Below are 12,452 nucleotides of genomic sequence, written 5' to 3'. Positions count from 1 at the left end.
GAATCGGCATGAACTCCGGGTGCGCGATCAGCGGCCGACCGCGTACCCCTGCATGCCCCGCGGGTTCGCGGCCGCCGACAGGACGCCGGTCCCCGGATCCCGGGCGACCGCGCACAGCCGGCCTTCCGACCAGGGGCCACCGACGGTCACGTCATGACCGCGGCGCCGCAGCTCCTCGACGACACCGGCATCCATGCGGGACTCGACCGTCACGCTTCCCGGCCGCATGCCGCGCGGATAGAACGACCCCGGGAACCCGTCGTTGTGCCAGTTCGGGGCGTCGATCGCGCCCTGCAGGTCGAGGCCGCCGCGGACCTGTGCACGCAGGGCGACGGCCAGGAAGAAGTGCAGTTGCCACTGGTCCTGCTGGTCCCCGCCGGGCGTGCCGAACGCCATGACCGGGACGCCGTCACGCAGGGCGATGGAGGGCGTGAGGGTGGTGCGGGGCCGGCGGCCGGGCGTCAGCGAGTTCGGCAGGCCCTCCTCCAGCCAGGTCATCTGCAGCCGGGTGCCGAGCGGGAAGCCCAGTTCGGGTACGACGGGGTTGGACTGCAGCCAGCCGCCGCTGGGCGTGGCCGCGACCAGGTTGCCCCAGCGGTCGACGACATCGAGGTGGCAGGTGTCGCCGCGGGTGGCTCCGTCGGCGGCGACCCCGGGCTCGCCCGACGCCCGGGCCACGGTCGGCTCGCCGGCACCCATCGGATCGAACCCGGGGTCGTCGGTGGCGACCACGTGCGCGTGCCTGCTGAGACGCGGGGTGCGTCCGCCGGGGCTGCCGGGGCGGAGCTCGTACGAGGCCTTGTCGCCGACGAGGCCGCGCCGGGCCGCGTTGTAGTCCGCCGACAGCAGCTCGCCGAGCGGGACCTCGGCGGCGTCCCCGTACCAGGCCTCCCGGTCGGCCATGGCGAGCTTGCAGCCCTCGATCAGCAGGTGGACGTAGTCGGCGGACCCGTATGCGGGCAGCTCGGGCGGGAGCAGCGCGAGCTGCTGGAGGAAGGCCGGGCCCTGGCTCCAGGGGCCGGCCTTGCACAGGGTCCAGCCGTTCCAGTCGTACGTCGCCGGTGTCTCGTAGCCGGCGGACCAGCCGGCGAGGTCGGCGGCCGTGAGCGTGCCGGTGTGGCGCCGGCCGCTGGTGTCCATGGTGGGCCGTCCGGCCTGCCGTATCAGGGCCTCGGCGATGAACCCGGAGCGCCACACCTCGCGCGCGGCCTCGATCTGTGCGACCCGGTCGCCGGCCCCGTCGACCTCGGCGAGCAGTCGCTTCCAGGTGACGGCGAGGGCGGGGTTGCGCAGCAGCTCGCCGGGGCGCGGGGCCTTCCCGCCCGGCAGATAGAGGTCCGCCGAGGAGGTCCACTCCGTCTCGAAGAGCTGCCGTACGGCCTCGACCGTCGCGCCGACGTTCTCCACGGGCGCGTGCCCGTGCTCGGCGTACCCGACGGCGTACTTGAGGACGTCGGCGAGGGGCTTGGTGCCGTGGTCGCGCAGCAGGAGCATCCAGGCGTCGAAGGCGCCGGGCACGGCGGCGGCCAGCGGCCCGGTGCCGGGCACGAGGTCCAGGCCGAGTGCGCGGTAGTGCGCGACGGTGGCCCCGGCGGGCGCGACACCCTGGCCGCACAGCACCCGCACCTCGCCGCCCGCCGGGGCGAGCAGGATCGGCACCTCACCGGCCGGGCCGTTCAGGTGCGGCTCGACGACGTGCAGCACGAAAGCCCCCGCCACGGCCGCGTCATACGCATTGCCGCCGTCCTCCAGCACGGCCATCGCCGACTGCGAGGCCAGCCAGTGGGTGGAGGACACCATGCCGAAGGTGCCCTGGAGGGTCGGCCGGGTCGTGAACTGCATCGCTCACCTCTCTGTTCGCTCGCTCGGTCCGAAGCATGCACAGCTACGGAGCATTGCATTCCACCGCGAGCGCCCTACGAAGATTTTGCGAACTCGCGGGGACTGCATGAACCGCCTCCCACCTGTATGAAGTCCTCTTTGTCCACCCGTGCTGAGGGCCGGTAATCCCGTGTTCACCGACCTTCTCTTCCTAGGCGTTCTACGCGCGTGGTGTCATGCCCACGCTCACCCACCCCCCACGTGGGCATCAACTCGACTAGGAGTCACGCATGCTGTGGAAGGTCATCGGCCGCGCAGGTGTCGCCCTGGCGGCCGGCGCCGCCGTCGTCGCCACCGCCGTCCCCGCGAACGCCGCGAGCTACTCCGCGTTCGCCTTCTCGCAGAGCGGCGGCCAGCCGGACATCTACAACTTCATCAACTCGGCCACCACCTCACTCGACATGACCATGTACGAGCTGGAGGACACCACGGCTGTCAACGACCTCATAGCCCTGGAGAACAAGGGCGTCACCGTGCGGGTGATCCTCGACCGCCAGCACAAGACCGCCAACAACTCGGCGTACACCGCCCTGACGAACGCGGGCGTGGGGGTGGTGTGGTCGTCGTCGAGCTTCGTCTACACCCACCAGAAGACGATCACGGTGAACGGCACCAAGTCGCTGGTCCTCACCGGCAATCTCACCTCGCAGTACTACGCGACCGGCCGTGACTACGGCGTCTTCACCGACGACACGCGTGACGTCGCCGCGATCGAGAAGGTCTTCAACGCGGACTACGCCGGCACCTCGATCACCCCGACCGACGGCGACCACCTGCTCTGGTCCCCCACCGACTCCCGCAGCCGTCTGCTGTCCGTGGTCAACGCCGCCACCAAGACGCTGGACGTCGAAGAACTGGAGTTCAGCGACAGCACGGTGGTCGACGCCATCGCGGCGCGAGCGAAGGCGGGCGTCACCGTGCGGGTGGTGCTGGAGAGCCCGTCCAGCTACTCCAGCGAGGTGTCCGAGATCGAGGCGGCCGGCGGCACGGTCGTCGGCTACTCCGACCCCAACGGCTTCTACATCCACGCCAAGGCCATGGTCGCCGACTACGGGCTGTCCACCCAGGAGGTGGAGGCCGGCTCCATGAACATCAGCAGCAACTCCCTGTCCAACAACAGGGAGTTGGGCATCATCCTCACCGGCACCGGGGTGGCCCAGTCCGTGGCCACCACCGTCGAGACCACGTTCAACAGCGACTACGCGGGCGGTACGGCCGCCTAGAACCCGTCGGGACGGTGCTGGTCGCGGCTGCTCGCCGAGCAGGTGCGACCAGCACAGCCGCGCGCCGGGGCCGTCGGTCAGAACTCCGAGGTGCGGCGATCACTCGAACCGGTGATCCCCGCCGCGCGGCGCCACCAGCCCCGACTCGTACGCGAACACCACCAGCTGGGCCCGGTCCCGTGCCCCCAGCTTCGTCATCGCCCGGCTGACGTGGGTCTTCGCCGTGAGCGGGCTGATGACCACGTGTGCGGCGATCTCCTCGTTGCTCAGCCCCCGGGCGGCCAGGGCCGTCACCTCGCGTTCGCGGCGGGTCAGGCAGTCCAGGCCGGGAGCCGTAGCCCGGTCCGGTGGGCGGGAGACGAACTCGCCGATCAGGGTGCGGGTGACCGACGGGGAGAGCAGGGCCTCCCCGTGGGCCACGACCTCGATGGCCTGGAGGAGGTCGGCCGGTTCGGTGTCCTTGAGGAGGAAGCCGCCGGCGCCTGCCCGCAGGGCCTCGAAGACGTACTCGTCGAGGCCGTAGTTGGTGAGGATCACGACGCGCACGGCCGCCAGAGCGGGGTCGGCGGCGATCCGGCGGGTCGCCTCGATGCCCGTCATCACCGGCATCTGTACGTCGATCAGCGCGATGTCCGGCACCTGCGCGCGCACCAGCGCCAGGCCCTGTTCGCCGTCCGCCGCCTCGCCGACCACCTCGATGCCGTCCTCGGCATCCAGCAGCGCCCGGAAGCCGGCGCGCATGAGCGCCTGGTCGTCGACGAGCGCGACCCTGATCATCCCGCCTCCCCCAGCGGCAGCCGGGCCCGCACCTCGAAGCCGCCCTCCGCGCGCGGTGCGGCGTGCAGGGTGCCGCCGAACGCCGTCACGCGTTCGCGCATGCCCGTGAGACCGACGCCGGGTGCGGGCGGGCGGTCCGGGTCGGCCGTGCCGTCGTCCTCCACTCGTATCGTCAAGTCGTCTTCTCCGTAGATGAGTTGGACGCCGACCTTGGCGGGTCCCGCGTGCCGGGCCGCGTTGGTCAGGGCCTCCTGGACGATGCGGTACACGGCGCGGTCGAGCGTCGCCGCCAGAGGCCGTTCGTCGCCGGTCACCGTCAGCTCCACGGCGAGGCCCGCCGCGCAGGCCCGTTCCACCAGCAGCGCGGGCGTGCCGGTCGGCTCGTCGGTGCGCAGGATGTCCAGGGTGGCCCGCAGTTCGCGCATGGCCTCGCCGCTCGCGTCCTGGATGGCGAGCAGCGCGGGCGGTATCTCCTCGCCGCGCTTGCGGGCGAGATGCACCGCGACTCCCGCCTGGAGCTTGACGATCGAGATGCTGTGGGTGAGCGAGTCGTGCAACTCGCGGGCTATGCGCAGGCGTTCCTCACCCGCACGGCGCAGGGCCGCCTCCTCGCGGGTGCGTTCCGCCTCCAGGGCGCGCTGTTCGGTCTGGCGCAGATACGCCTGCCAGTTGCGGTCCGCCATGCCCGTGATCACCGCGGCCAGGAACCAGCCGGCGAGCAGCGCGCTTCTCTCCACCACGTCCTCGGTCGTCGGACCGGTCGTGGCATACGCCGCCAGGAACACGCCGCTCGCGGCCGCCGCGTACCCGCGGTGGCCGACGCGGGCCGCCGTGTGCACGGCGGCGAAGACGGGCAGGGCGGACACGGGTCCGGGGTGGGCGTGCAGGACGTACGCGCCGCTGCTCGCCGTCGCCACGGCCAGCACCGCGCGGGGAGCCGTGCGGTAGCGGGCCAGGGCGGCCGAACTCACCGCGATCAGCGCGTAGTCGACGGCGGTGGTGTCCGCGTCGAAGGCGGCCGCGGTCATGACGAGGGCGCCTACGACGACCGCGAGGGCCGCGTCGGCGAGGTGCCTGTGCAAGACCGGGTGCCCACTCATGTCACGCACAGTAGACGGCCGCACCGACAACGGCGTCAGACCTGTGGACGGCTCCCCGGCTACTCCCCACGCAGTAGTGCCCGGTCCCTTCGGCCCCGCGGTCGCAGCGCGGACTGCCTCCGGCCGTACGACGACCGCAGCCGCCCCCGGGGCGCACGCTGCTGCCCATGTCCACAGCCTTCCGCTTCACCGAACCGCCGCCGCCCAAGGCGGCCACCGGCCGCGTCGCCGAGGTGTACGCACAGCTCGCCCACGACTTCGGCATCGACAAGGCGGTCACCTTCGTGGTGCTGTCCTCGGCGCCCGAAATCCTCGCCCCCGCCTGGGCGTTGATGCGAGAGTCGCTGATCGCCGGGGCGGGCAGCCGCACCGGCAAGGAGCTCGCCGCCTACGGAGTGTCGCGCGCCAACAAGTGCCCGTTCTGCGTGGACGCGCACACGGTCCTGCTGCACGCCACCGGCGACCACGCCCTCGCCGAACGCCTGGCCCGGGGCGAGCAGCCGGAGCGTGCGGAGCACGCGCGGGTGCTCGCGTGGGGGCAGCACACGCGCGTGCCGGGCGCCGGCCTGATGCCGTACCCGTTCCCGCGCGAGCACGCCCCTGCCTACATCGGCACCGCGCTCGCCTTCCATTTCATCAACCGGATTGTGTCGGCCCTGCTGACCGAGCAGTTGCTGCCGGGCAACGTGCAGCGGCTGCGCCCGGTACGGAGCCTCGCGGGCCGTTCGCTCGCCAGGACCGTACGCCGCTGCGCCGTGCCCGGCGCGGCCCTCGCCCTGCTCGACGATCCGGCCCCCGGGCCTGCGTGGGCGGCCGGCACGACCGTCGGTCCGGCCTACGCCGCGCTCCGTTCGGCGACCGCGGCCGGCGCGGGCCTCCTCGACGCCGACGAACAGGCCGTCGTACGGGAGGCTCTGTGGGACTGGGACGGCTCGCATCCGCCCCTCGCGTGGGCCGCGCTCCCGGACCGCCGAGAGCATCCCGGCGCGCGCCTCGCCCTGCTGGCCGCCCTCGCGCCGTACCGCATCACCCAGGAGGACGTGACGGCCTGGCGCCGGCCGGAGCACACCGACCACTGCCTCGTGCACCTCGTCTCCTACGGCGCCTTCGCCGCCGTGGACCGTATAGAGAGCTCATTCAGTCTGCACGCCGCCCGGGAGACGTCATGACCGCGATCGCCGGCATCCGCCGGGGCCACGACCCGGATCGCCGCCCGGCCGGCCTCGCGAGGGCATGCGGTCGGCGTCGACATCTCGGCGCCGCTGCTGCGCACGGCCCAGAAGCCGACGGCCGGGCCCGCCGACATTGACTCAGCAGTAACCGCGCGAGCACGGAGCGAGTTGACACTTCCGTCTCACAGGGACTCATGTGAGACTGGCGCCCCGTCCGCAGTGCGGACCCCCCGACCGAGCAGTCCGCACACCGTCCCCCACCGAAAAGTGTGTCGTGCGCGATTTCCCTCTGCCGCTCGCTCTGACCGCGCGTCTGTCCCCGGTCGTCGTGCTGGCCGCGGCCGGCTGGGCACTGTCGTCCGGCCCCGCGACGACGACCGCCGAGCACAAGGATGCGCCGAAGACCGGCGGCCAGTCGGCCTCCGCGCCCTCCACCACCGCGGAGTCCAAGGCGTACGGCGCCGCTCCCGCACCGTGCGGCAGCGTGGCCGAGAAGACACTCAAGTCGCTCGTTCCGGGCGCCAAGACGGCAGGCAAGGAGCTCCGCTCGACGGACGCGAAGCTGCGCCGCACCTGCTCCTGGAACGCGCTCAAGGGCTACGACTACCGCTGGCTCGACGTCTCCTTCGAAGTCATGAACTCGGACGAAGCGGCGCAGAAGACATATAAGGATCGGATTACGGAGAAGAGCGGCGGAGGGGCGGTTCCCGGACTCGGTGACCAGGCCTACTCCGTCGTCAATCTCACCACCGAGGACAAGCAGCAGACGCGTGAGGGCATGGTGTTCGCCCAGGTGTCCAATGTGCTGGTGGTCGTCACGTACAACGGCAGCGACTTCGAGACGAAGAAGGCGCCCAGCACGGACGAGATCAACAAGGGTGCCATCGAGGCGTCGAGGGATGCCGTGACAGCGCTGAAGGGCAGCCAGAACCAGTAGGGCCGGCTGCCCTCCGACGACTCAGGACTCGGACGGCTCAGGCCTCCAGGCGGTCCTTTCCGCGCAGCAGCATCAGCACCACGTACAGCACCATCGAGGTGCCGAGCCCGACCGCCCAGCCGTAGTCGGCGAGCGGCTTCAGCGCCGGGATCGGCCGCCCGTCGATCAGCGGCTTGAGGCTGGCGCCGCCGACGGCCAGGACACCGCCGGCCACGAAGGCGACGACGGCCCGCCAGTTCCAGCCGCCCTCGTACCAGTAACGGCCGCCCGTACGGTACAGGTCGACCAGGTCCAGCTTGCCGCGGCGCAGGATCCAGTAGTCGGCGATGAGAATGCCGGCGACCGTGCCGAGCAGACCGCCGACCAGGCCGAGCCAGGTGAAGATGTAGCCCTGCGGGTCGGAGTACAGCTTCCACGGGAAGATCAGCACGCCGATGACGCAGGTGGCGAGGGCGCCGGCCCGGAAACTGACCTTCCGGGGCGCGATGTTGGAGAAGTCGAAGGCCGGCGAGACCAGGTTGGCCGCGATGTTCACGGACAGGGTCGCCACCAGCACGGTCACCAGCGCGAACAGCAGACCGAAGACGTTGTCCGTCTTGGCGGCGAGCTGTACCGGGTCCCAGATCGTCTGCCCGTACACGGCCTGCGAACCGGAGGTGACCAGCACGGAGAGGAACGCGAAGAGCGTCATGGTGGTGGGCAGGCCGAGCGCCTGACCCCACGTCTGCGCCTTCTGGCTCTTGCCGTAGCGGGTGAAGTCCGGGATGTTCAGCGACAGCGTGGACCAGAAGCCGATCATGCCCATGAGGGACGGCCAGAACAGCTTCCAGAAGGCGCCGCCCCAGCCGAGCTTGGAGGGCTGGTCGAGCAGCGGGCCGAAGCCGCCGGCCTTGTTGCTCATCCAGATCAGCATCACGATCGCGCCGACGATGACGAAGGGCGCCGCCCAGTTCTCGAAGCGGCGGATCGTCTCCATGCCCCGGTAGATGATGGCGACCTGGATGACCCAGAAGATCGCGAACGACAGCCACATCGTCCAGGCGTAACCGCCGACCTTCCCGGCGTCGGACCAGCCGTTGCCGATCAGCTTCCCGGCGAGGAAGTAGATCGCCTCGCCGCCGATCCAGGTCTGGATGCCGAACCAGCCGCACGCCACCAACGCCCGTACGACGGCGGGGAGGTTGGCGCCTCGGATACCGAAGCTGGCCCGCGCGAAGACCGGGAAGGGGATGCCGTACTTCGGTCCCGCGTGCCCGGTGAGGAGCATCGGGATCAGCACGATCACATTGGCCAGGGCGATGGTGAGCACCGCCTGCTTCCAGTCCATGCCGACGGCGATCAGACCGGAGGCCAGGGTCCAGGAGGCCGTGTTGTGGGCCATGCCGACCCACAGCGCGGAGAAGTTGTACGTGGTCCAGGTGCGCTTCTCGACGGGGACCGGCAGCAGGTCCTCGTTCGCGTACGGGCCACTGGGCAGCGGGGACCCGGGGGCGATCTCCACGCGTCCGTCGTCGAGGGTGACTTGGGCTGTCGGCGGTATGGCCGTGGGAGCGGTGTCGGTCATGGGCAGGCCAATCAATCAGGGGTGGGTCCGGAAAGGCCGTGCGGGCCGGCGGGGCCGGGGAAGGGCGGGTGCGTTCCCGCGTCGTTCGGTGCGTGCTCTCGGCGTGCCGGGCGAAGGCCCTCGTAGCGGAGCTACTTGGGTCTTCGCCCGGTGCGCCGAGAGTGCGTGCCGAACGACGCGGGAACGCACCCGCCCTTCCCCGGCCCCGCCACCCCCTCCCCGGGGACGGCCGGGGAGGGGAGAACTGGAGTGGGGGGATGGGGAGTTGAGCGGTTGGATACGAGGGCTTACGGAAGTCAGGCGTTGATGGCCGGGATGACCTCCGCGCCGTACGCGTCGATCGTGGTCTCCTGCGCGTCGTGCATGTCGTACACGGCGAACTGGTCGACGCCCAGCTCACGCAGGGCGTTCAGCTTCTCGATGTGCTTCTCGACCGGGCCGATCAGGCAGAACCGGTCGACGATCTCGTCGGGTACGAAGGCGGTGTCGGGGTTGTCGGCGCGCCCGTGGTGGGAGTAGTCGTACCCCTCGCGGGCCTTGATGTAGTCGGTGAGTTCCTCGGGGACCTGGGCGGAGTGCTCGCCGTACTTGGAGACGAGGTCGGCCACGTGGTTGCCGACCATGCCGCCGAACCAGCGGCACTGCTCGCGCGCGTGGGCGAGTGCTTCGGGCGAGTCGTCCGCGGTCACGTAGGCGGGCGCGGCGACGCAGATCCTGACGTCGTCGGGGTTGCGTCCGGCGGCGACGGCCGCGTCCTTGACCGCCTTGACCATGTACTCCGTCAGATACAGATCGGCCAGCTGGAGGATGAAGCCGTCCGCCTCCTCGCCGGTCATCTTCAGGGCCTTGGGGCCGTACGCCGCCATCCACACCGGCAGTTCGGCGCCCGGCTTGATCCACGGGAACTTGATCACTGTGCCGCCGAGGTCGGCCTCGTCGCCGCGGCCCAGCGCCCGGATGACCTTCATGGCCTCGCTGATACGGGCCAGGGTGTTGGGCTTGCGGCCCGCGACGCGCATCGCGGAGTCGCCGCGGCCGATGCCGCAGACGGTGCGGTTGCCGAACATGTCGTTGAGAGTGGCGAAGGTGGAGGCGGTGACCTCCCAGGTGCGGGTACCCGGGTTGGTGACCATCGGGCCGACCGTCAACTTGGTGGTGTTCGACAGGATCTGACTGTAGATCACGAACGGTTCCTGCCACAGCACCGCGGAGTCGAAGGTCCAGCCGTAGGTGAAGCCGTTGCGCTCGGCACGCTTCATCAGGCTGACGACCTTCGAGGCCGGCGGGTCGGTCTGCAGGACGAGTCCGAAGTCCATGTGCGCCACTCCTAGTTGAGGTACTGACAGGTGGAGCGCGGGGTGTAGACGCCGTGACCGGCGCGTCCGGTGTACTCCCGCTCGTTGATGACGAGTTCGCCGCGCGAGAGCACCGTCTCGACCCGGCCGGTGATGTGCTTGCCCTCGTAGGCCGAGTAGTCGACGTTCATGTGGTGCGTCTCGGCGGAGACGGTCTGCTCGGCGTTCGGGTCGTAGATGACGACGTCGGCGTCGGCGCCCGGGGCGATGGTGCCCTTCTTCGGGTACATGCCGAACATCCGGGCCGGGGTGGCGCAGGCGATCTCGATCCAGCGGCGGCGGCTGATGTGCCCGTCGACGACGGCCTGGTGGAGCAGGTCCATGCGGTTCTCGACGCCCGGGAGGCCGTTGGGGATCTTGGAGAAGTCGCCGCGGCCGAGCTCCTTCTGGCCCACGAAGCAGAAGGGGCAGTGGTCCGTGGAGACGACCTGGAGGTCGTTGGTGCGCAGGCCCTGCCAGAGCTTGGCCTGGTGCTCCTTGGGGCGAAGGGGCGTGCTGCACACGTACTTCGAGCCCTCGAAATCGGGCTCGGCGAGGTTGTCCGTCGATAGGAACAGATACTGCGGGCAGGTCTCGCCGAAGACGGGGAGCCCCTCGTCGCGCGCCCGCGCCAGCTCGGCCACTGCCTCCATGGCCGAGACGTGCACGACGTACAACGGCGCACCCGCGACCTGCGCGAGCTTGATGGCGCGGTGGGTGGCCTCGGCTTCGAGCAGGGCCTTGCGCACCTCGCCGTGATAGCGCGGGTCGGTCTCGCCGCGGGCCAGCGCCTGCTCCACCAGCACGTCGATCGCGATGCCGTTCTCGGCGTGCATCATGATCAGGCCGCCGTTGTCGGCGGAGCGCTGCATGGCGCGCAGGATCTGGCCGTCGTCGGAGTAGAACACCCCGGGGTAGGCCATGAACTGCTTGAAGCTGGTCACGCCCTCCTCGACCAGCAGGTCCATCTCCTTGAGCGTCTCCTCGTTCACATCGGAGACGATCATGTGGAAGCCGTAGTCGATCGCGCAGTTGCCCTCGGCCTTCGCGTGCCAGGCGTCGAGGCCCTCGCGCAGGGAGTGGCCGACGCTCTGCACGGCGAAGTCGACGATCGTGGTCGTACCTCCCCAGGCGGCGGCCCGGGTGCCGGTCTCGAAGGTGTCGGAGGCGAAGGTGCCGCCGAACGGCAGCTCCATGTGGGTGTGGGCGTCGACGCCGCCCGGGATGACGTACTTGCCGGTGGCGTCTATCACCCGTTCGGCACTGAACGCCTCGGCCGCGGGCGTGCCGGAGGCGGCCAGGGCGGCGATGCGGCCGTCCTCGATGAGGACGTCGGCGTGTAGTTCGTCGGAGGCGGTGATGACAAGACCGCCGCGGATGACGGTACGGCTGCTCATGCTTTTACACTCCGCTGGTTGTGTCGAAGAGTGCGGGTCAGTTGTGGCTGGTCGCGCAGTTCCCCGCGCCCCCAAAAGCAGGGGCGCGGGACTGCCCGTCGACTTGTTACGGCGCCGTCAGCGGGGCGTACGCGTCCGGGCGGCGGTCTCGGAAGAACTGCCAGCGGTCGCGGACCTCGCGCAGCTTGGCCAAGTCCAGGTCCCGCACGACCAGTTCGGTCTCCTTGTCGCTCGCCACCTCGCCTACGAACTGGGCCTCCGGGTCCACGAAGTACGAGGTGCCGTAGAAGTCGTTGTCGCCCAGTTCCTCGACACCCACCCGGTTGATCGCCCCGACGAAGTACTCGTTGGCGACGGCGGCCGCCGGCTGCTCCAGCTGCCACAGGTAGGCGGACAGACCGCGCGAGGTGGCCGACGGGTTGAAGACGATCTCGGCGCCTTCCAGGCCCAACGCCCGCCAGCCCTCGGGGAAGTGGCGGTCGTAGCAGATGTAGACGCCGATCTTCCCGACGGCGGTCTCGAAGACCGGCCAGCCGGCATTGCCCGGCCGGAAGTAGAACTTCTCCCAGAATCCCGGCACTTGGGGAATGTGGTGCTTGCGGTACTTGCCGAGGTACGAGCCGTCCGCGTCGATCACGGCGGCCGTGTTGTAGAGGACGCCGGGCTGCTCCTCCTCGTACATCGGCAGGATCAGGACGAGGCCCAGTTCCTTGGCGAGCGCCTGGAAGCGCTTGACGATGGGGCCGTCCGGGATCTGCTCGGCGTACTCGTAGAACGCCTTGTCCTGGACCTGGCAGAAGTAGGGTCCGTAGAACAGCTCCTGGAAGCACAGGACCTGAGCACCCTGCGCGGCCGCGTCGCGGGCCGCCTGCTCGTGTACCTGGATCATCGACTCCTTGTCGCCCGTCCACGCGGTCTGGAAGAGGGCGGCACGAATCACTCTGCTCATCGGGACCTCCGGTCGCTCGGTGTGCGAGAAGACTAGGAAGTCCGAAAACCGGCTTTGAGTTGCAGCGTGTCACGTCTGCGGGCATGCGGCGTGTCACGGTGTCACCCTCTTGTGGGCC

General features: G+C 70.2%; 10 protein-coding genes. 3 read left to right on the top strand and 7 right to left on the bottom strand.

The genetic code is table 11. The features are described from left to right. Positions 1-27: 27 nt before the first annotated feature. Positions 28-1,842, bottom strand: a complete 1,815-nt coding sequence (locus P2Q00_RS00385; protein ID WP_275768379.1) for a gamma-glutamyltransferase family protein — start codon at positions 1,840-1,842, stop codon at positions 28-30. Positions 1,843-2,111: 269 nt separating this feature from the next. Between P2Q00_RS00385 and P2Q00_RS00380 the strand changes: the two genes are divergently transcribed. Next, on the top strand, positions 2,112-3,104 hold the full coding sequence (locus P2Q00_RS00380) for a phospholipase D-like domain-containing protein (RefSeq protein ID WP_275768378.1): 993 nt from the start codon (positions 2,112-2,114) through the stop codon (positions 3,102-3,104). 99 nt (positions 3,105-3,203) lie between these two features. Here P2Q00_RS00380 and P2Q00_RS00375 read toward each other — a convergent pair whose 3' ends face one another. Together P2Q00_RS00375 and P2Q00_RS00370 are read right to left on the bottom strand one after the other, a co-directional pair. Continuing rightward, positions 3,204-3,881, bottom strand: coding sequence for a response regulator (locus P2Q00_RS00375; RefSeq protein ID WP_275768376.1), 678 nt, complete (start codon positions 3,879-3,881; stop codon positions 3,204-3,206). Further along, entirely contained in the window at positions 3,878-4,981 is a 1,104-nt protein-coding gene (locus tag P2Q00_RS00370) for a sensor histidine kinase (RefSeq protein WP_275768375.1), read from the bottom strand. Before P2Q00_RS00370 ends, P2Q00_RS00375 begins: the two co-directional genes overlap by 4 nt. Positions 4,982-5,148: 167 nt before the next feature. On the opposite strand from P2Q00_RS00370, the gene P2Q00_RS00365 reads away from it, so the two are divergent. Both P2Q00_RS00365 and P2Q00_RS00360 read left to right on the top strand, forming a co-directional pair. Then, the gene (locus P2Q00_RS00365; protein ID WP_275768374.1) at positions 5,149-6,150 is read left to right on the top strand and encodes a carboxymuconolactone decarboxylase family protein; all 1,002 of its coding nucleotides are present in this window, start codon (positions 5,149-5,151) and stop codon (positions 6,148-6,150) included. A gap of 277 nt (positions 6,151-6,427) precedes the next feature. Next, positions 6,428-7,090: a hypothetical protein gene (locus tag P2Q00_RS00360; RefSeq protein WP_275768373.1), complete on the top strand. Its 663-nt coding sequence runs from the start codon at positions 6,428-6,430 to the stop codon at positions 7,088-7,090. 37 nt (positions 7,091-7,127) lie between these two features. Here the strand turns inward: P2Q00_RS00360 and P2Q00_RS00355 are convergent, their stop codons facing one another. From P2Q00_RS00355 to P2Q00_RS00340, 4 genes are all read right to left on the bottom strand, one after another. Further along, on the bottom strand, positions 7,128-8,654 hold the full coding sequence (locus P2Q00_RS00355) for an NCS1 family nucleobase:cation symporter-1 (RefSeq protein WP_275768372.1): 1,527 nt from the start codon (positions 8,652-8,654) through the stop codon (positions 7,128-7,130). A gap of 296 nt (positions 8,655-8,950) precedes the next feature. Continuing rightward, on the bottom strand, positions 8,951-9,970 hold the full coding sequence (locus P2Q00_RS00350; protein ID WP_275768371.1) for a TIGR03842 family LLM class F420-dependent oxidoreductase: 1,020 nt from the start codon (positions 9,968-9,970) through the stop codon (positions 8,951-8,953). Between the two features lie 11 nt (positions 9,971-9,981). Next, positions 9,982-11,385 carry a dihydropyrimidinase gene (hydA, locus tag P2Q00_RS00345; protein ID WP_275768370.1) on the bottom strand — a complete coding sequence of 468 codons (1,404 nt, stop codon included), beginning with the start codon at positions 11,383-11,385 and terminating at the stop codon, positions 9,982-9,984. 106 nt (positions 11,386-11,491) lie between these two features. Beyond that, entirely contained in the window at positions 11,492-12,334 is an 843-nt protein-coding gene (locus P2Q00_RS00340; RefSeq protein ID WP_275768369.1) for a nitrilase-related carbon-nitrogen hydrolase, read from the bottom strand. Positions 12,335-12,452 lie beyond the last annotated feature (118 nt).

It is taken from the genome of Streptomyces coacervatus (genome assembly GCF_029223485.1).
GTDB lineage: Bacteria > Actinomycetota > Actinomycetes > Streptomycetales > Streptomycetaceae > Streptomyces > Streptomyces coacervatus.
This window is presented reverse-complemented; position numbering and strand designations above follow the sequence as displayed.